The sequence below is a fragment of the Paracoccus amoyensis genome (genome assembly GCF_014490725.1).
Taxonomy (GTDB): Bacteria; Pseudomonadota; Alphaproteobacteria; order Rhodobacterales; family Rhodobacteraceae; genus Paracoccus; species Paracoccus amoyensis.
In genome coordinates, this window is the sequence record NZ_JACOQL010000004.1 from 329830 (window position 1) to 349335 (window position 19506).

Below are 19506 nucleotides of genomic sequence, written 5' to 3' on the forward strand. Positions count from 1 at the left end.
GGAATTAATTGAAGCGGACGCGGAGGATCTCGTAACTGCGGATGCCGCCGGGGGTGGTGACGTCCACGCTATCGCCTTCCTCCTTGCCGATCAGCGCACGCGCCAGTGGTGAACGGATGTTCAGCAGCCCGCGTTCGATATCGGCCTCTGGCTCGCCTACGATCTGGTAGGTCCGTTCTTCCTCGGTATCCTCGTCGATCAGATCGACGGTGGCACCGAACTTGATCGAGCCGGAGAATTTTGACGGATCGATCACTTCGGCCCGCGAAAGAATCGCTTCCAATTCCTTGATGCGGCCTTCGATAAAGCCCTGCTTTTCGCGGGCGGCGTGATATTCCGCATTCTCGGACAGGTCGCCATGTTCGCGTGCCTCGGCGATCTGACGGATGATCGCGGGGCGTTCTTTCGACTTCAGTTCGTTCAGTTCCCGTTCCAGCGCGTCTGCGCCACCACGAGTCATCGGTATCTTATCCATCGGTGCCCTGTCCTTATGGGTCTTCGCTGTGCCTTGCAGATGCTAAGTGAACGCCCCCGCCATTCGGAATGGCAGGGGCGCGAAATCAGTTTCCAGACTAACGAGAACCGAATTTCCGGACCTTTGCAAGCCCGCCGGATTCAGAAACGGCCATTTTCGGCCATTTGCACCCCCGCGTCACAATTGCCCCAAGCGTCAGGGCAGGTTAGTGATTGGTCCGACACAGGAGCCAGGAGGAAGCCGAGCCATGACGGATGCGCCACAGAACGAACGCGAGTCGATGGAATATGACGTCGTGATCGTGGGGGCTGGTCCTGCCGGGTTATCGGCAGCGATCCGGCTGAAGCAGCTCGACCCTGAAATTTCGGTGGTGGTGCTGGAAAAAGGCTCGGAAGTCGGGGCGCATATCCTGTCGGGCGCGGTGCTGGACCCTTCGGGCCTGAACCGCCTGATCCCTGACTGGAAGGAAAAGGGCGCGCCGATCAGCACCGAAGTCGACGACGACAATTTCTATGTGCTGGGCGAGGGCGGGCAGATGCGCGTGCCGAACTGGCCGATGCCGCCCCTGATGAACAATCACGGCAATTACATCGTCAGCATGGGCAATGTCTGCCGCTGGCTGGCCGAACAGGCCGAAGGTCTGGGGGTCGAGATTTTCCCCGGCATGGCCGCCAGCCAGATCGTCTGGGACGGCAATCGTGTGCGTGGCGTCGTTGCCGGCGAAATGGGACTGAACGCCGACGGCACCCCCGGCCCGATGTATGAACCCGGCATGGAATTGCACGGCAAATACGTCTTTATCGCCGAGGGTGTGCGCGGGTCGCTGGCCAAGGAAATCATCACCAAACTGAACCTGTCGGACGGACACGAGCCGCAGAAATTCGGCATCGGCATGAAGGAAATCTGGGAAGTCGATCCCGCCAAATTCAAGAAAGGCCGGGTCGTGCACACGATGGGCTGGCCTCTTGGCAGCAATGCGGGTGGTGGCAGCTTCATCTATCACTTCGAGGATAATCAGGTGCTGGTCGGCTTCGTTGTCCATCTGAACTACCAAAACCCTTACCTCTATCCCTACATGGAATTTCAGCGTTTCAAGCATCACCCGATGGTTGCCGAGCTGCTGGCGGGGGGCAAGCGCGTCGCCTATGGCGCTCGCGCGATCACCGAGGGCGGCTGGCAATCCATTCCCGAGCTTTCCTTCGATGGCGGTGTGTTGCTGGGCTGCTCGGCCGGTCTGGTCAACGTGCCGCGGATCAAGGGCAACCATAACGCCATGATTTCGGGGATCGAGGCGGCAGATGCGGCGGCGGCGGCACTGGCTGCGGGCCGCGAAGGCGACCGGCTGACCGATTATGACAAGGCCGTGCGCAGCGGCGATATCGCCAAGGATCTGAAAAAGGTCCGCAATGTGAAGCCGATCTGGTCCAGATTGGGGCTGTGGCCAAGTCTGGCGCTTGGTGGCTTTGACATGTGGGTCGCGAACCTGACCGGCTGGAACCCGCTGGGCACATGGAAGCACGGCAAGACCGATGCGGCAGCGACCGGCAAGGCTGCCGATTTCAAGCCGATCGACTATCCCAAGCCCGATGGGAAACTGTCCTTCGACCGACTGACCAACGTGGCCTTCAGCTTTACCAACCATGAAGAAAGCCAGCCCAGCCATCTGAAGCTGAAAGATCCCAGCATTCCGATCAGCGTGAACCTGCCGCAATATGCCGAACCCGCGCAACGCTACTGCCCGGCCGGCGTCTATGAGGTGATCGAAGACAGCAACGGTCCGCGCTTCCAGATCAACTTCCAGAACTGCGTCCATTGCAAAACCTGCGATATCAAAGACCCCTCGCAGAATATCGTCTGGACCACGCCGCAAGGCGGAGATGGGCCGAATTACCCGAATATGTGATCTTTTCGCGGGGCACAGCGATTGCTTGCCCCGCCTGTCAGGGTTAGGGTCTGCGGAACGCTTTTGTGATTTTCCGGGATCGACGCCTTGACCAATACTCGCCCGAATCTGGCCCTTATCGCTGTGCTTATGGCGGGGTTGGCCTTGCCTGCCGCCGCGCAGCAGCGCCCGGCACCGCGTCCCGAACCGACGCAGGAAGGCGATCAGCAGCCCGATGCGACGACCGCCCAAGCCCCTGAACAGGAACCGAAAACACCGCCCGCGCCACTGACCTTTGGTCTGGCTGGTCCGTATCTGGCCGCGCGTATGGCAACCGTGGAAAATAATTTCATCGCTGCCGCGCGGTATTTCGTGCAGGCCGTGGCCCATGATCCGGAAGATCGCTTTCTGCAGGACAGCGCCCTGGTTGCCCTGGTTTCGGCAGGCGATATCGACCGCGCCGTAAAGCTGTCGGATCAGATCGCGACCGAAGGTGCGCCGACCGAATTTTCCGGCCTGATCCAACGGGCCGAGCTTGCCCATAGCGGCAATTGGCAGGGCTTGTTGGATTCGTTGGATACCAAAGCCGATGGCGCGGCGCCCGAAGCGGATCTTCTGGACGGTATGTTAAGTGCCTGGGCCTTGCTGGGGGCGGGTCGGGCGCAGGATGCGTTGCAGGAATTTGAAGATCTGGCCAGCGGCACCCCCGGCGTTGCACCGATGGTCAACTATCACCTTGCGTTGGCACGCGCGATGGTCGGCGATTACGAAGGCGCCGAGACTCTGTTGGCAGATCCGGCAACCGGGGCGCATGTGTTGGGCTTTACCGCACGGGCCGAGGTGCTGACCCAGCTTGACCGTCGCGATGAGGCGGTTGCCATGCTGGACAACATTCCGGGGCTTGAGGCCGAGCCGCAGCTTCTGGCGTTGCGCAACCGTATCGCCGATGGCGAGCCGGTCAGCTTTGATGTGGTGAAAACCGCAGCGGATGGCATTTCGCAAGTGTTTCTGACACTGTCCACCGCGCTGGCAACCAGCCCCGAGCCAGAGCCGTTATCGCTGATCTATGCGCGCCTTGCCGTCTGGCTGTCGCCCGATACCGCCGAAGCCCGGTTGATGATGGCGCAACTGTTGCAGGATCGTCAGCAATTTGACCTGGCCGAACCGGAATTCGAGGCATTGCGCCGCATGGGGCAGATGCGCCCCGTAGCCGAACTTGGTCGCATCGACGCGCTATCCCGCGCCGACCGCCGGGATGAGGCTGAAAAGGCCGCCTTGGCCCTGACGGCTGCCTATCCCGACCTGCCCCAAGCGTGGATCGCACAGGGCGATTTGCTGCGTCAGACGGAAAAATTCGAACAGGCCATTCCCGCCTATGACAAGGCCATGGCTTTGCTGGATGATGCCCCGCAAGAGGCGAAGTGGTTCCCGCTTTACGCGCGCGGCATTGCCTTGGAACGCGCAGGTCAGTTTGAACGGGCCGAGCAGGATTTGCTCGCCGCAATCGAACTGCGTCCTGATCAGGCCAGCCTGCTGAACTATCTGGGTTACAGCTGGATCGACCGGAATGTGAATCTGGATCGCGGGTTGGAGATGATCCAGAAAGCGGTCGAGCTGTCACCGGATGACGGCTATATTCAGGACTCGCTGGCATGGGCCTATTTCCGTCTTGGCCGCTTTGAAGAAGCGGTGGAACCGATGGAACGGGCAATCGGCACGATGTCGCAAGATCCGCTGGTCAATGACCATTTGGGCGACATCTACTGGATGGTTGGCCGTCATCGCGAGGCAGAAATCCAATGGCAGCGTGCGCTTTCGTTGAAGCCGACCGATGCAGGTGATGTCGATCCCGACCGCATCCGGGCCAAGCTTGAGCGTGGCCTGGACGCGGTTCTGGCCGAGGAAAAAGCCTCGGGTCATCAGCCGCAGGGATCCGCGCCGATCGAGCAACCACAGGCCGCGAACGCCAACTGATCCATGTCCGATCTGGTCGAACCTGCCCCGGCCAAGCTGAACCTTGCGCTGCATGTCACGGGACGCCGCAACGACGGCTATCACCTGCTGGATTCGCTGGTCGTCTTTGCCAAGGCGGGCGATCAGCTTCGCCTGCGCCCCGGCCCTTTATCGTTGCAAATCGATGGGCCGTTTGCGGCGGGGCTGGATTCTGATGGCGACAATCTGTGCCTGCGTGCAGCCCGGCTGGTGGGGGCTGATGTCTCGATCTCATTGACCAAGAACCTGCCGGTCGCATCGGGCATCGGTGGTGGCTCTGCCGATGCGGCGGCGGTATTGCGCGGTTTGGCGCGAATGGGCCATCTGCTGCCCGACGCACCGGAAAAGCTGGGTGCGGATGTGCCGGTCTGTCTGCTGTCTGCCCCCGCCCGGATGCAGGGCGTGGGGGAAATCATAACACCACTGTCCGCGCTGCCTGCACTTCCCTTGGTGCTGGTCAACCCCGGTGTCGGGGTTTCCACGCCGCAGGTTTTCAAGGCGATGGCGACGCGCGACAACCCACCCCTGCCGCCGATCCCGAAATTCAATGATCTGACGGGGCTGGTGAATTGGCTGACACGGACCCGGAACGATCTGGAGGCCCCGGCCTGCCAGATTTGCCCGCAGATCAGCGATGTGCTGCAGGTGCTGGCTGCCTCTGGTGCCATATTTTCACGGATGTCCGGATCGGGCGCGACTTGCTTTGGCCTTTATGACAGCCCTGCCAAGGCCGAGATGGCTGCGCAATCGTTGAAACAGCATGGCTGGTGGGCCGTTGCAACGGAACTGGCACAGCCGCTGCCACAACGCTAGATTGGGTCAAACACACGAGAGGGGCCATGCTGCGTTTAGGAGTGAACATCGACCATATCGCAACGGTTCGTAACGCCCGTGGCACGCCATGGCCCGACCCGCTGCGCGCCGCCATTTTGGCCGAACAGGCGGGCGCGGACGGCATCACCGCCCATCTCCGCGAAGATCGCCGCCATATTCGCGATGCCGATATCGACGCGCTGATGCGTGAGTTGTCGCTGCCGCTGAACCTTGAAATGGCCGCGACGCCTGAAATGCAGGCCATCGCCCTGCGCCATCGCCCCCATGCGGTCTGCGTGGTGCCGGAAAAGCGAGAGGAACGCACCACAGAGGGCGGTTTGGACGTGGCCGGGAACGAAGCCTATATGGCCGATTTCATTGCGCCGCTGCGCGAAGCTGGCAGCCGGGTATCCATGTTCATCGGGCATGAACCGGCGCAGATCGAGGCCTCGGCCCGGATCGGGGCGGCGGTGATTGAACTGCATACCGGCGCCTATTGCGATTTCGACACCGAGGGCCGGATTGCCGAACGTGACGCGGAACTGGCCGGTCTGATCCGTGGGGCCGAACTTGCCGCCGCGCTTGGGCTAGAGGTGCATGCAGGTCATGGCCTGACCTACAGCAATGTCGGCCCGATTGCCGCGATTCCGCAGATCGCCGAACTGAACATCGGGCATTTTCTGATGGGTGAGGCGATGTTTGTGGGACTTGCCGATGCGATCCGCGAAATGCGCCGCTGCATGAAGGAAGCCCGGACATGAAAACCCTTCTGCTCCCCATCCTGTTGTTGACGACCGGTCCTGCCTTTGCGCAATCGGTTGGCGATTGCGGGGAATGGACCTCGGCCCGCAACCTGCCCGAGCCATGGGAAGACAGCACGGCCACCTATGCCGATGGCAACGTCCGGCTGGCCATTCTGGACACACTGGAACCTGCGGCGGCAGCGGTGCATCTGATGGTCATTTCGCCACCCCTGAATGAATTGGGCGAACGTCAGTGCAAAACCGTGTCATTCAGCGGACCGCCGGACAGCGAAGGCTGGCCCAGCGGGTTCATGAGCGTCGATTTTTCCGGGCGGCAGGCGGCCTATAATCCGCAAACCGGCTTGCAGATTGCGTTCCCGATTCAGGTGTTCAATCCTGATACGGCCGATGGCGATCATGGCGAACTAAACATCACGATCAATCAGCAGACGGGCGAAATCATGGCCGAGGTCAGCGGCGAATGATCCTTGGCATCGGCACCGATCTTGCGAATATCGACCGGATTCAGGGCACCTTGAACCGTTTTGGGGATCGCTTCCGCAATCGTGTGTTTACCGATATCGAACTGGCCAAGGCCCGCCGCCGCAAGGATGAGGCGGGAACCCTTGCGAAACGGTGGGCTGCGAAGGAAGCCTGTTCCAAGGCGCTTGGCACCGGGTTGGCCATGGGGATCAGTTGGCGTGACATGGCGGTCAGCAATCTGCGCAGCGGACAGCCCGTCATGCACCTGACCGGATGGGCTGCGGAAAAGCTGCGACAGATGACGCCGCCCGGTCATGACGCCATCGTCCACGTCACCTTGACCGACGATCACCCCTGGGCACAGGCTTTTGTGGTGATCGAGGCGCTTCCGACCGCAAACAGCCCCGCAAAACCTTGACTTTGCCCCCAAGCGGGGACCATGAACGCGCGATGCGGCCGACTGGCCAGCGCAACGCCAAAGGACGACATGATGGCCGAAAAAGCAGCGAAGAAAAAGGAAGGTGTGTGGGAGACGGTCAAGACGATCTTCTGGGCGCTGGTCATTGCGGGGATATTCCGCACGCTGTTTTTCCAACCTTTCTGGATTCCCTCGGGCAGCATGAAAGACACCCTGCTGATCGGTGATTTCCTGTTCGTCAACAAGATGGCCTATGGCTATTCCCAATATTCCTGCCCCTTCGCGCTGTGCCCCATCAGCGGCCGCATTCTGGGCAGCGAGCCTGAGCGCGGCGATGTCGTCGTGTTTCGACACCCGACCCAAGGCGTTGACTTCATCAAGCGCCTGATAGGACTACCCGGCGACACCATCCAGATGCGCGGTGGCCGTCTGTGGATCAATGGCGAGGAAGTGCCGGTCACGCAGCAGGAAGATTTTGTCGAGACCAAGGAAGTGCAGGGTCCGCAGGGGCTGGTTCCGCGCTGCGTGAATGACCCTGTGGCCGAAGGTGGCGCCTGCCACAAGCAACGCTTTACCGAAACCCTGCCGAACGGCGTCAGCCATGATATTCTGAACATCGTGGATGGATGGGTGGCTGATGACACCCCAACCTTTACCGTTCCCGAAGGCCAGTATTTCTTCATGGGCGATAACCGCGACAATTCCGAAGACTCCCGCTTCCCGCAGGAAGTTGGTGGCCTTGGCTTTGTCCCCGCAGAATATCTGATCGGTCGCGCTGACCGGATCATGTTCTCATCCGCTGGACGTTCGCTTCTGTATTTCTGGACCTGGCGTGGCGACCGTTTCTTCAGGGCGGTCGATTGAGGCCGGGTGCTGACATACAGGCCTTCATGGGTCGCTTGGGCTATGAATTCGCTCAACCGGAACTGCTGATCCGTGCGTTGACGCACGGCTCTATCGCGACGGCGACGCGGCCCGACAATCAGCGGTTGGAGTTTCTGGGCGACCGCGTGCTTGGCCTTGTGATGGCCGAGGCGCTGTTCAAAGCCGACAAGGCCGCGCAGGAAGGCCAGCTTGCCCCCCGCTATAACACCTTGGTTCGGGGGGAAACCTGCGCCGCAGTTGCCCGCGATATCGGTCTGGGCGATGTGCTGAAACTGGGCCGGTCCGAGATGATGTCCGGCGGACGTCGCAAGGATGCCTTGCTGGCAGACGCGATGGAGGCGGTTCTGGCCGCGATCTATCTGGATGGCGGTTTTTCAGCTGCGGAACAGGTGATCCTGCGTCTGTGGGCAACCCGCCTTGCCAGCATCGACGACGACCCCCGCGATGCCAAGACCGCGTTGCAGGAATGGGCGCAGGCGCATGGCATGCAGCCGCCTGCCTATGAACAAACCGCCCGCAGTGGCCCGGACCATGCGCCCGTGTTCCACATTACCGTGCGCCTTGACGATGGCAGCATGGCCGACGCCAAAGGCGCGGGCACCAAACGTAGCATCGAACAGGAAGCCGCGCAGAAATTGCTGTCCCGGCTGGAGGGCGGCCAATGACCGACACCGAAACCCGTGCTGGCTTTGTCGCCCTGATTGGCGAACCGAATGCCGGGAAATCAACCCTGCTGAACCAGATGGTCGGCGCCAAGGTCAGTATCGTCACCCATAAGGTGCAGACGACGCGCGCCCGTATCCGCGGCATCGCCATCGAAGGGGACGCCCAGATCGTCTTTGTCGACACCCCCGGCATCTTTCGCCCGCGTCGCAGGCTGGACCGCTCGATGGTGGCCGCCGCATGGGGCGGGGCGTCGGATGCCGATATCGTCTTGTTTCTGGTCGAAGCGCATCGCGGCATGACCGACGGTGTCAAGGCCATCATCGAGTCCCTGAAAGCAATGGACAGCAAAACGCCCGTCGCGCTGGTCATCAACAAGATCGATCGGGTGAAGGCCGAAGTGCTGCTGGCCCTGTCGCAAGAGTTGAACGCCGCTTATCCCTTTGCCCAGACCTTCATGATCTCGGCCGAACGTGGGTATGGCTGTGCCGATCTGCGCGAATGGCTGGCGGCGAACCTGCCGGTCAGCCCGTGGCTTTACCCCGAAGATCAGATCGCCGACCTGCCCATGCGCATGATCGCCGCTGAAATCACCCGCGAAAAGCTGACCCTACGGCTGCATGAAGAAATCCCCTATCAGCTGACGGTCGAGACCGAAGCCTGGGAGGAGCGCAAGGACGGCAGCGCCCGCGTGGATCAGATCATCTACGTGGCCCGCGACGGCCACAAGGGTATCGTGCTGGGCAAACACGGTGAAACCATCAAATCCGTCAGCCAGGCCGCACGGCTGGAGCTTGAGGAATTCATGGGCCGCCGCGTCCACCTGTTCCTGCAGGTCAAAGTGCGCGAGAACTGGCAGGAAGAGGCAGAACGCTATGGCGAGATCGGCCTTGATTTCCGCGATGGCGACTGATCCATGCCGGAACCCCGTCTCGCCACCGAAATCTGGGTTTCCGCCTATCTGAAACGTCTGGGCCTTGCCAATATTCCCGCCTATGTCACCGCCCATGGCGATAACACGGCGGGCGCGGTGCTGGTCAAATGCGCCCTGTTGAACGGCTCTGCCCAGCTATGGGCGCGGGAATGGGACTTTGACACCGACACCCGCGACTGGCGCATCACGTTACAGGCGGAAGAGCGTGCGGTGGATGAGGCGATCCAGCGGCAGCGCGGCTTTGATCCTGATCTGTGGGTGGTCGAGGTGGAAAGCCGCGAGGGGCGGGTGCTGTTGGGCGAAGACGGGCTGTAACTGTTCGGCCGTAACTGTTCGGCTGTGCAATTGCTGTTACCCTCCCTGTGACATACGGGTGGTATTTCGCCCTCTGGTGCCGGCCCGAAACTAGGCATAAGGATCGGTTATGACCACGGTTCCCGAACAGAATGTCGATTCGCCGCGTGGCTTGGTCTACGCGATTTCCGCCTATGTTTTATGGGGGTTTTTGCCCCTTTACATGAAGGCGCTGTCGCATGTGCCGCCGGCGGAAATCATCGCGCATCGTATTCTGTGGTCGCTGCCCATCGCCGGGGCCGTGCTGCTGTGGCAGGGACGCGCGGGCGATGTGATAGCCGCTTTCAAAACGCCGCGTTTGCTGGCGATGGCGGCGCTGACGGCGGTGCTGATTTCGATCAACTGGCTGACCTATGTCTGGGCCATCGCCAATGATCACGCGCTGGACGCCGCGCTTGGTTACTACATCAACCCGCTGTTCAGCGTCTTTCTTGGCGCAACCCTGCTGGGCGAGCGGCTGACCAAGCTGCAACTGGTCGCGATTGCCCTTGCTGCCGCGGCCGTGATCCTGCTGACCATTCAGGCGGGCAGCCTGCCTTTGGTCGCGATCACCCTGACGCTTAGCTGGGGGTTCTATGCCTATTGCAAAAAGAAGCTGCCCCTTGGCCCGAATCAGGGGTTTACGCTTGAGGTTCTGATACTTGCGCCGCTGGCGATTGGCTGGCTGATCTGGCAGGCGGCGACCGGAACCACCCATTTCGGCGAAAACTGGACCGACACCTTGCTGCTGATCGGCTGCGGTCCTGTCACGGCGATCCCGCTGTTATTCTACGCAAATGGGGCCAAGCAATTGCGCCTGTCTACCATCGGTATCCTGCAATATATCGCGCCGACGATGATCTTCCTGACCGCTGTGTTCGTCTTTGGCGAGCCCTTTGGCACCGCACGAATGATCGCCTTCCCGATGATCTGGGCGTCGCTGGTGATCTATTCCATCAGTCTGATCCAGCAATCCGGCGCAAGGCGTTTCGGGGCTGCCGATCGCACCCGTCGGATGCAATAACCGCCGCCGCTTGGCAGGCGGGGGCTTAGCTGCCACATTGCCAAAATGGAAATGACAGAGGTGGCCATGACCCTTCCAAGGCAAAGGGTGACGCTGATTACATTGGGCGTCGCTGATCTGGATCGTGCGCAGGCATTCTATGCCGCGTGGGGCTGGAAACCGCACGGAAAACCGCCACCGGGCGTCGCCTTCTATCAGATGGACGGGGCGGTTCTGGCGCTGTTCGGGCTGAAGGATCTGGCTGAAGACCAATGCAGACCAGCGGCCGAACTGGGCACCGGCGCCATGACGCTCGCCCAGAATTGCGCCGATGATGCGGAAACGGACGCGGTTTTCAACGCTGCGCTGGCTGCCGGGGCGACCTTGCTGAAAAACCCTGTGAAGGTGTTCTGGGGCGGCTATTCCGGCTATTTTGCCGATCCCGATGGACATGTCTGGGAGATTGCAACCAACCCTTTCTGGCCGTTAAGCGAGGATGGTCGCTTGACCTTGCCGGACATGCAGGACTGATCCGTGGAATGGTTGGCTGAGGGCACGGTGATCGCGCGCCGCCCGCATGGCGAAAATGCCGTCATCATTGATGTCCTGACGGCCGAATATGGGCGTTGCTCGGGCCTTGTTCCTGGGGGGGCATCGCAAAAACGTGCGGCGATGCTGCAACCGGGTAGCCGGCTTGAACTGCGCTGGCGGGCCCGGCGTGACGATCAGCTTGGCACATTCGCAGCAGAACCTGTGCGCCTGCGCTCGGCCATTATGGGCGATGCTTTGGCATTGGCGGGGTTGAATGCGGTCAGTGCGCTGCTGGTTTTCACGCTGCCGGAACGTGACCCGCATCCCCGTCTTGCCGCCGCAACCGAGCTGCTGCTGGATCAAATGGAACAGGGGACCGATTGGGCGCAGGATTATCTGCACTGGGAAATGCGGCTGCTGGATGAGATGGGCTTTGGCCTTGATCTGACGAGCTGTGCGGTCACGGGCGTGCGCGAAGGGTTGGCCTATGTCAGCCCCAGATCAGGTCGGGCAGTCAGTCGGGCGGCTGCGGGGGAATGGGCTGACAGGCTGTTGCCACTGCCCGCGATCCTTGGCGGCGCGGGCGACAACCGTGGGCGCGGGATCGAGGAGGGGTTAGCGATTACCGGGCATTTTCTGGAACACCAGATCGCAACCGAAATGGTTGGGCGGCAGTTGCCAGCCGCCCGGAACCGTCTGATACGGCGGCTGATCAAAGATCAGCCGGGCTAAGGTTTTACTGCATGCCCTGCTGACCGCGTGCGGCCTCAAGTGCGCTGATCTGATCGCGCTTGGGCACGCCGCGTTCAAAGATCAGCCAGGTCTGGGGCGCTTTCACCTTCAACACACCACCGTAATATTCAACCGTCGTGGCGCTTTGCAGCGTCTGGAAGAAGCGGCTTTCCAGATTCTGATTGTTTGAACATGGCACGTTCGAGGTGTTGATCTGGCCCAGTGCCAGCGCGGGCAGTTCTGCGGTGTTTTCGACGGTGTAGCCGTTGCACGGACCATGGCCCGACAAACGCTTTTCCTCGATTTTCAGCGTGACATCACGCAGTGGCACAGTGCCGCCGCCAATGCCGACCAGCACATAGTCACCAAACGGGATGCCGCCAAGCGAGGTTTTGGGTGCAGGGTCTTCACAGGCTGCGACAGCGAAAATGGCCGCAGCAGCGGTGACGGCCAGAAAGGGACGACTGAACATCTAAGGGCTCCTTCAGAACGCAAGGCAATCGCGGTGGTGACCGCGAATTGCCGGATAGATTACAGCAATCCTTATTCAGCCCAATAGGCGACGCGCAATAACTTGCGCCTGAATCTCTGCTGCACCCTCAAAAATATTTAGGATGCGTGCGTCACAAAGCACACGGCTGATCTGATATTCCAGCGCAAAGCCGTTTCCGCCATGAATTTGCAGGGCGTTATCGGCATTTGCCCATGCCACGCGCGCGCCCAGCAGTTTGGCCATTCCTGCCTCCAGATCACAGCGATGTCCCTGATCCTTTTCGCGGGCGCTGAAATAGGTCAGCTGGCGGGCGATCATGATTTCAACGGCCATCATCGCCAGCTTGTCGGCAACGCGCGGAAAGGCGATCAGCGACTTGCCGAATTGCTTACGGTCCAGCGCATATTGCAGACCAAGTTCCAGCGCGTTCTGCGCCACGCCGATCGCGCGGGCGGCGGTCTGGATACGGGCGGACTCGAAGGTCTGCATCAACTGCTTGAAGCCCTGGCCGGTCTGGCCACCCAGCAGGTTTTCGCCCTTCACCACAAGCCCGTCAAAGGCCAGTTCGTATTCCTTCATCCCGCGATAGCCCAGAACCTCGATCTCTCCTCCGGTCATGCCGGGGGTGGGGAAGGGGTTTTCATCGGTGCCGGGCGTCTTTTCGGCGATGAACATGGACAGGCCGCGATAATCGGTCGTGTCGGGATCGGTGCGGGCCAGCAGCGTCATGATATGCGTGCGGGCCGCATGGGTGATCCATGTCTTGTTGCCGGTGACTTTCCAGCTGTCTCCATCCTTCACCGCACGGGTGCGCAGGCTGCCAAGGTCGGATCCGGTATTCGGTTCAGTAAAGACAGCGGTGGGCAGGATTTCCCCACTGGCCAGTTTGGGCAACCAATGGGCCTTCTGTTCATCCGTGCCGCCGCCAAGGATCAGTTCTGCGGCGATTTCGCTGCGGGTGCCAAGACTGCCAACGCCGATATAGCCGCGTGACAGTTCTTCGCTGACGACGACCATTGCTGCCTTGGACATGCCCAGACCGCCCAGATTTTCAGGAATGGTCAGGCCAAAGACGCCCAGTTCGGCCAATTCGTTGATGATTTCCAGCGGGATCAGTTCGTCTTTCAGATGCCATTCATGGGCATAGGGGACGACCTTGTCATCGGTCCAGCGGCGGAACTGATCGCGGATCATCTCCAGATCTTCGTCCAGACCCGTCTTGCCAAAGGTTGCACTGCCCCGGTTGTCGGCAATCAGGGCGGCCAGCCTGGCCCGCGCATCCGGCGTATTGCCTGCCATCAGGTCGCGTGCGGCATCTGATGGCTGCCAGTCGATGTCCAGATCGGACAGGCGGGCAAATTCGGTCTGGCTCATCGGGATGCCGCCCAGGATCTGGGTCAGATACTCACCAAAGCCGATTTGCGCGATCAGTTGCTCGGTCTCGCCGGTCGCCGTTTCGGCCCATGCGCCAAACTGCGTCAGCGCCTCGACATAGGTTGCCAGCCAGGATAGCGCATGGGCAGCATGCTGATGCACTTCCAATGCTTCGGCATCAGGGCGGCCATTGGGGGCAACACGGGCACGCAACGCGTCGGTTGCGCGGCTTTGCAATTCCTGAATCTCGGTCAAAACGACGGCTGTTTGTGACTGCATATCTTTCATCGACTCGTCCTTTGCGGCGTTGCAGCATTGGTAGGTCGTTTGCAGTCGCAGCGCAACTATAATGCGCAATCGCGCAAATTTTAGAACGAATATGTCCGCGACGTAATTCGCGATCGGCACGGAGGCCGGTTCATTCAAAACCGGGATTTTCTTTTCTGAATCCAGCGTCTAGCGTGCAGGCATGTTTGGACTGGACCCTTGGCAATTCTGGGCAATCGTTGCGATCACGGGCTTTGCGGGCTTTGTGAAAGGTGCCATTGGTTTCGCAATGCCGATGATCATGATGTCGGCTTTCAGTTCGATCCTGCCTGCACAGGTGGCGCTTGCCTGCCTGATCATGCCGACGCTGTTCACCAACATCCAGCAATCCTTTCGCTTTGGCCGGGCCGAGGTGAAAAAATCCGTCTACATCTATCGCTGGCATATCGCGATGGTGCTGATCTTCATCTGCGTCTCTGCCGGGTTTGCCAAAGCGATCCCGCAGTCGTGGATGTATATCCTGCTGGGCGTTCCGATTGTCGCCTTCGCGATCTGGCAGCTTTCGGGGCGACCCATTGTTCTGGACATGCATCACCGCCGCCGGGCCGAGATCGTGACAGGCATCATCGGCGGTCTTTATGGCGGAATTTCCGGCATCTGGGGGCCGCCGCTGATCGTCTATCTGCTATCCACCGGTGTAAGTAAGGCGGAACAGATGCGGGTTCAGGGCATCGTGTTCCTGTTGGGCGCGATTACGCTGCTTGTCGCGCATCTGTTTTCGGGCATCCTGAATGCGCAGACGCTGCCTTTGTCGCTGATCCTGTGCATTCCGGCGTTTCTGGGAATGCAACTGGGCTTCGCCTTGCATGACCGCATGGATGTGAGGCAATTTAGGCGCTGGACGCTGATCCTGCTTATCGTGACCGGACTGAACCTTGTCCGGCGTGCATTTCAAATCGGATTTTGACCATGACCGACGCAGCCGACCTGACGGCGAAACTGATCCGTTGCCCATCCGTCACCCCGATCGAGGGGGGCGCGCTTGTCCTGTTGGCCGATATGCTGACCGCCGCAGGGTTCGAGGTGCAGCGCGTTGACCGCAACGACATCCCCAACCTTTTTGCCCGGTGGGGCGTGAAGGGCGCGAACAAGACCTTTGGCTTCAATGGCCATACCGATGTCGTGCCGCCCGGTGATCTGGGGTCATGGACGCATCCGCCCTTTTCAGGCCATGTCGAGGATGGCGTGATCTGGGGGCGCGGCGCGACGGATATGAAATCGGGTGTCGCGTCTTTTGTCGCGGCGGCGATTGATTTCGTGACCGAAACCCCACCCGATGGAGCGGTCGTGCTGACCATTACCGGCGACGAAGAAGGTGCGGGCCGCGACGGAACCAGGGCGTTGTTGGACTGGATGGACGCCCAAGGCGAGCGGATGGATGTCTGCATCGTCGGCGAGCCGTCAAACCCTGACGTGATGGGTGAGATGATGAAGATCGGGCGCCGCGGCTCGGTCACGTTCCACATTGCGGCAAGGGGCGTGCAGGGGCATGCGGCCTATCCGCACCGGGCGAAAAATCCGCTGCACGCGCTGACCCGTTTTCTGAATGAGCTGATCGCTGAACCGCTGGATCAGGGCACCGATCATTTCGATGCGTCGGGGTTGCAGATCACATCGATTGATTGCGGCAACCCGGCATCCAACGTGATCCCGGAAAAGGCGACGGCGGTGATCAATATTCGCTTCAACGACCTGCATACAGGTGCGTCACTGACGGCGGATCTGGCCGAACGGGCCCGCAAAATCAGCGAAGAAACCGGCGTTACCCTGACGCTAGAGGCTGATATCAGCGGTGAAGCCTTCCTGACCAAACCGGGCCCCTTTGTCGATCTGGTGCGCGATATTGTCACGCAGGAAACCGGGCGGGTGCCGGTCCTGTCAACCTCGGGCGGGACATCGGATGCGCGGTTCGTCAAGGACCACTGTCCGGTGCTGGAATTCGGCCTGGTCGGACATTTCATGCATCAGGTGGACGAACGTGTCCCGGCCGCACAAATTCATCAATTGAAGGCGATCTATCAGCGGATACTGAAGGAATACTTCGAATGAGAATCGAACTGACCGACGATCTGGCGACCTGTCACGCTTTGCGGCGCGCTGTCTTTGTTGAAGAGCAAGGCATTGCCGAGGTGGATGAATGGGACGATCTGGACGGTCAGGCGATGCACCTGTTGGCATGGCAGGATGGCGAAGCGGTGGGCACGGCGCGAATATTGCTGGACGGCACGACCGGCAAGATCGGGCGCGTCTGCGTCCTGTCAGATGCCCGTGGAACCGGACTCGGAGCACAGCTGATCCGTGCTGCGGTTGACGTGCTTCGGTCCCGTCAGGGGATCAAACACGCAATGCTGGGCGCGCAGGAACATGCGATCGGCTTCTATGAAAAGCTGGGTTTCCGGGTTATCAGCGATGTCTATGACGATGCGGGGATTCCGCATTACAATATGGTTCGCGAACTTTAATCGCGCCCACTGCGTTTTCCTTTCCGCATCTGTTAGGTTGCCGACATGACTCAGATTCCCAGCAAGCAGCAGATATTGGATTGGGTGGCTGACCATCCTGACGCCAATTCCAAACGCGACATCGCCAAGGCTTTTGACATCAAGGGTGCGCAGCGGATCGAACTGAAACGCCTGCTGAAAGAGCTTGAGGCCGAAGGTTCGCTGGAACGCCGCCGCAAGCATTATCGTGACGCCGAGAAGCTGCCATCGGTCACGGTGGTCGAACTGCTTGCGCCCGACGGGTCGGGCGACCTGTTCGTCAGGCCGTTGGAATGGCAGGGCGAGGGGCCGGTTCCAAAGATACTTTATGTGCCGCGCAAGACCGACCCCGCTTTGGGTCGCGGCGAACGCTTTCTGGCCCGGCTGGCTGATGTTCACGGCGAAGATCACCGGTATGAGGCCCGCCTGATGCGGCGCATCACGGCCTTGCCCAACCGTATTACCGGCATTTTCCGCAAAGAGACCGAGGGCGGTCGCATCCTGCCCATCGACAAGGGGCAGGACAAGGAATGGCGCGTGCGCCACGATGCCACCTTGGGTGCCGAAAACGGTGAACTGGTGCAGGCGGAACAAGCCGGGCCAAAAAATCGCCTTGGCCTGCCGCAAGCGCGGATCATCGAGCGGCTGGGCGACCCCTCGGCCCCGCGCGCGGTCAGCCTGATCGCGATTCATCAGCATGGCATCCCCGATGAATTTCCGGTGAAGGTCATAGAAGAGGCCGAGGCGCAAAAGCCCGCCAGCATGAAAGGCCGCGACGATCTGCGCGATCTGCCGCTGGTGACGATCGACCCGGCCGACGCGCGTGACCACGATGATGCCGTCGCAGCCTTCATCGAGGAAGATGGCGGCGCGACCATCTGGGTCGCCATCGCCGATGTGGCCTATTATGTCCGCCCCGGCTCTGCGCTCGACCGCGAGGCGTGGACGCGGGGGAATTCAACCTATTTCCCCGACCGCGTTGTGCCGATGTTGCCCGAGGCGCTGTCGGCGGACCTGTGTTCACTGCATGAACAGGTTGACCGTCCGGTGATTGCGGTACGGATGCGGCTGGATTCGCAGGGCAACAAGATCAGCCACACCTTTCATCGCGGCATGATGAACAGCCGCGCCAGCCTGTCCTATGAACAGGCTCAGGCGGCTGCGGATGGCAAGCCAGATGAACAGACGGCACCGCTGGTTGATAGTGTCATCAAGCCGCTTTGGCATGCTTATGACCTGCTGAAATCCGCGCGTGATCGCCGCCAACCACTGGATCTGGACCTGCCCGAACGCCGGATCGAACTGACCCCCGAGGGCCGGGTCAAATCGGTGAATTTCCGTGATCGCTTTGACGCGCATAAGCTGATCGAAGAATTCATGGTGCTGGCCAATGTCGCCGCCGCCGAGGAACTGATCCGCCGCCAACGGCCCTTGCTGTTCCGTGTTCACGAAGAACCCAGTCAGGACAAACTGGAAGCGTTAAGGGAAGTTGCACAGGCCTCGGGCTTTGTTCTGGCCAAGGGGCAGGTCTTGCAAACCGGCCAGTTGAACCGTTTGCTGGCGCAGGCGCAGGGCGGAGATTTTGATGAGCTGATCAATATCTCGACCCTGCGGTCCATGACGCAAGCCTATTATCATCCTGAAAATTATGGTCATTTCGGCTTGGCGCTGAAAAGCTATGCGCATTTCACCTCACCCATCCGGCGCTATTCGGACCTGATCGTCCATCGTGCCCTGATCGCGGCGCATGGCTGGAAAGGCGGGCAGGGCGGCAAGCCTGACGGGCTAAGTGAAGGAGATGTTGAGCGGTTGTCGGAAACCGCGACGCATATTTCGGAAACCGAGCGTCGGTCGATGGCCGCCGAACGCGATACGACCGACCGCTATCTGGCGGCCTATCTGTCGGACCGCGTGGGGACCGAGATGGAGGGACGAATCAACGGCATCCAGAAATTCGGCGCCTTCATCCGGCTGGATGAAACCGGAGCAGACGGGCTGCTGCCCATCCGCGCCATCGGGCATGAATATTTCCACTACGATCCCGATGCGCAAATGCTGATCGGCAGTGAGACGGGGCTGGAAATCGGAATCGGTCAGCGGGTAACGGTGCGCTTGGCCGAGGCGATTCCGATGACGGGCGGGCTGACGTTGGAACTGTTGGAACTGGACGGTCAGGCCCTGCCGCGCGGCCCGCAAAAGGGCAGGCGCAAGGGCGCACCGGGTCGGGTGTCCACGAAATCACGTCTTGCCGAAGTGAAGCGCGCAGCCAAGAGACGCCGCAAGCGTTAGGCGCGCAGATCGACCAGCATTGACGATACAAATTCGGCAGCCTGTTGCGGCAAAGGCAAAGTGCCGTTCAGCAAATGATACCAGTAAAGGGAAATCACCCGTTTTTCGGCGTCATTTAGTGAAATTGCAGGATTCAACTGGCCCCGATCCTGGGCGCGCTTGATGATATTGTCGATGTGAAGCCAGCGTTCCTGCCGCTCCTGCTGCATTGCTGCCTGCAACGTGTCATCCAACTGTGCCTCGGCAATCAGCAGGCGCAGGATGGGGCCAAGCGGTTCCTGCCCGTCACCACCATGGGCCTGACGCAGCATCTGTGCGACATATTCCGTCAGATCCGTGGCCAGATCGCCGGTATCCGGTTCGGTAAATGTGGCCTTCGCGCGTGAATAAACGGCCAACAGCAGATGCCCGCGACTGGGCCACCAACGATAGACCGTGGCCTTGCCTGCGCGGGCACGGCGGGCGACGGCCTCCATGGTCAGCTTCTGAAACCCGTCTTCCGCGATGATCGCTGCGGCGGCATCCAGAACCGCCGTCTCTGTTTCCGGGTTTCGACGTGCGCCAACAGAAGAACGCGCGGGCTCAGACATAATATCAAATCTCCTATTGCGAAACGATACGTTCCGTTCTATATAATCGGAACGATACGTTCTGGT

Annotated in this window: 21 protein-coding genes; 17 read left to right on the forward strand and 4 right to left on the reverse strand. The window is 60.5% G+C overall.

What is annotated here, in order from left to right:
- Window positions 1-4: 4 nt before the first annotated feature.
- The gene (gene greA, locus H4P12_RS14135; RefSeq protein ID WP_187794306.1) at window positions 5-475 is read right to left on the reverse strand and encodes a transcription elongation factor GreA; all 471 of its coding nucleotides are present in this window, start codon (window positions 473-475) and stop codon (window positions 5-7) included.
- Between the two features lie 247 nt (window positions 476-722).
- Here greA and H4P12_RS14140 point away from each other — a divergent pair, with 247 nt between their 5' ends.
- The 13 genes from H4P12_RS14140 to recO all read left to right on the forward strand — a co-directional run bounded on the left by H4P12_RS14140 (window position 723) and on the right by recO (window position 11887).
- Window positions 723-2378 (forward strand): electron transfer flavoprotein-ubiquinone oxidoreductase, encoded by a 1656-nt coding sequence (locus H4P12_RS14140; protein ID WP_187794307.1) that lies wholly within the window; start codon window positions 723-725, stop codon window positions 2376-2378.
- 87 nt (window positions 2379-2465) lie between these two features.
- The gene (locus H4P12_RS14145; RefSeq protein WP_246449297.1) at window positions 2466-4331 is read left to right on the forward strand and encodes a tetratricopeptide repeat protein; all 1866 of its coding nucleotides are present in this window, start codon (window positions 2466-2468) and stop codon (window positions 4329-4331) included.
- Between the two features lie 3 nt (window positions 4332-4334).
- Complete coding sequence (locus tag H4P12_RS14150; protein WP_187794308.1) at window positions 4335-5162, forward strand: 4-(cytidine 5'-diphospho)-2-C-methyl-D-erythritol kinase; 828 nt, start codon at window positions 4335-4337, stop codon at window positions 5160-5162.
- 26 nt (window positions 5163-5188) lie between these two features.
- Window positions 5189-5923 (forward strand): pyridoxine 5'-phosphate synthase, encoded by a 735-nt coding sequence (locus H4P12_RS14155; RefSeq protein WP_187794309.1) that lies wholly within the window; start codon window positions 5189-5191, stop codon window positions 5921-5923.
- Window positions 5920-6390, forward strand: a complete 471-nt coding sequence (locus H4P12_RS14160; protein ID WP_187794310.1) for a hypothetical protein — start codon at window positions 5920-5922, stop codon at window positions 6388-6390. The genes H4P12_RS14155 and H4P12_RS14160 overlap by 4 nt, the downstream gene beginning before the upstream one ends.
- The gene (gene acpS / locus H4P12_RS14165) at window positions 6387-6806 is read left to right on the forward strand and encodes a holo-ACP synthase (RefSeq protein WP_187794311.1); all 420 of its coding nucleotides are present in this window, start codon (window positions 6387-6389) and stop codon (window positions 6804-6806) included. The genes H4P12_RS14160 and acpS overlap by 4 nt, the downstream gene beginning before the upstream one ends.
- Window positions 6807-6878: 72 nt before the next feature.
- Window positions 6879-7670, forward strand: coding sequence for a signal peptidase I (gene lepB / locus H4P12_RS14170; RefSeq protein WP_187794545.1), 792 nt, complete (start codon window positions 6879-6881; stop codon window positions 7668-7670).
- Between the two features lie 26 nt (window positions 7671-7696).
- Complete coding sequence (gene rnc, locus H4P12_RS14175; protein ID WP_425498222.1) at window positions 7697-8356, forward strand: ribonuclease III; 660 nt, start codon at window positions 7697-7699, stop codon at window positions 8354-8356.
- Entirely contained in the window at window positions 8353-9267 is a 915-nt protein-coding gene (era, locus tag H4P12_RS14180) for a GTPase Era (protein ID WP_187794313.1), read from the forward strand. The genes rnc and era overlap by 4 nt, the downstream gene beginning before the upstream one ends.
- Before the next feature lie 3 nt (window positions 9268-9270).
- Window positions 9271-9603, forward strand: a complete 333-nt coding sequence (locus H4P12_RS14185) for a DUF1491 family protein (protein WP_187794314.1) — start codon at window positions 9271-9273, stop codon at window positions 9601-9603.
- Window positions 9604-9712: 109 nt separating this feature from the next.
- A complete protein-coding gene (rarD, locus tag H4P12_RS14190) occupies window positions 9713-10645 on the forward strand; it encodes an EamA family transporter RarD (protein WP_187794315.1) in 933 nt (310 codons plus the stop codon).
- Window positions 10646-10696: 51 nt separating this feature from the next.
- On the forward strand, window positions 10697-11155 hold the full coding sequence (locus H4P12_RS14195; protein WP_246449298.1) for a VOC family protein: 459 nt from the start codon (window positions 10697-10699) through the stop codon (window positions 11153-11155).
- Between the two features lie 3 nt (window positions 11156-11158).
- Complete coding sequence (gene recO / locus H4P12_RS14200; protein WP_187794316.1) at window positions 11159-11887, forward strand: DNA repair protein RecO; 729 nt, start codon at window positions 11159-11161, stop codon at window positions 11885-11887.
- A 4-nt stretch (window positions 11888-11891) separates the two neighbouring features.
- On the opposite strand, the gene H4P12_RS14205 is transcribed toward recO, so the two are convergent.
- Both H4P12_RS14205 and H4P12_RS14210 read right to left on the reverse strand, forming a co-directional pair.
- The gene (locus H4P12_RS14205) at window positions 11892-12359 is read right to left on the reverse strand and encodes an META domain-containing protein (RefSeq protein WP_187794317.1); all 468 of its coding nucleotides are present in this window, start codon (window positions 12357-12359) and stop codon (window positions 11892-11894) included.
- Between the two features lie 75 nt (window positions 12360-12434).
- Window positions 12435-14033, reverse strand: a complete 1599-nt coding sequence (locus H4P12_RS14210) for an acyl-CoA dehydrogenase family protein (protein ID WP_246449314.1) — start codon at window positions 14031-14033, stop codon at window positions 12435-12437.
- A gap of 190 nt (window positions 14034-14223) precedes the next feature.
- Between H4P12_RS14210 and H4P12_RS14215 the strand changes: the two genes are divergently transcribed.
- The 4 genes from H4P12_RS14215 to rnr are packed head-to-tail and all read left to right on the forward strand — an operon-like array spanning window position 14224 to window position 18850.
- Window positions 14224-14988 carry a sulfite exporter TauE/SafE family protein gene (locus H4P12_RS14215; RefSeq protein ID WP_187794319.1) on the forward strand — a complete coding sequence of 255 codons (765 nt, stop codon included), beginning with the start codon at window positions 14224-14226 and terminating at the stop codon, window positions 14986-14988.
- Window positions 14989-14990: 2 nt separating this feature from the next.
- Entirely contained in the window at window positions 14991-16130 is a 1140-nt protein-coding gene (dapE, locus tag H4P12_RS14220; protein ID WP_187794320.1) for a succinyl-diaminopimelate desuccinylase, read from the forward strand.
- Window positions 16127-16543, forward strand: coding sequence for a GNAT family N-acetyltransferase (locus H4P12_RS14225; RefSeq protein WP_187794321.1), 417 nt, complete (start codon window positions 16127-16129; stop codon window positions 16541-16543). The genes dapE and H4P12_RS14225 overlap by 4 nt, the downstream gene beginning before the upstream one ends.
- A 45-nt stretch (window positions 16544-16588) precedes the next feature.
- A complete protein-coding gene (rnr, locus tag H4P12_RS14230) occupies window positions 16589-18850 on the forward strand; it encodes a ribonuclease R (RefSeq protein ID WP_187794322.1) in 2262 nt (753 codons plus the stop codon).
- Here the strand turns inward: rnr and H4P12_RS14235 are convergent.
- Window positions 18847-19440, reverse strand: coding sequence for a TetR/AcrR family transcriptional regulator (locus tag H4P12_RS14235; protein ID WP_187794323.1), 594 nt, complete (start codon window positions 19438-19440; stop codon window positions 18847-18849). The two genes, rnr and H4P12_RS14235, sit on opposite strands and share 4 nt — an antisense overlap.
- Window positions 19441-19506 lie beyond the last annotated feature (66 nt).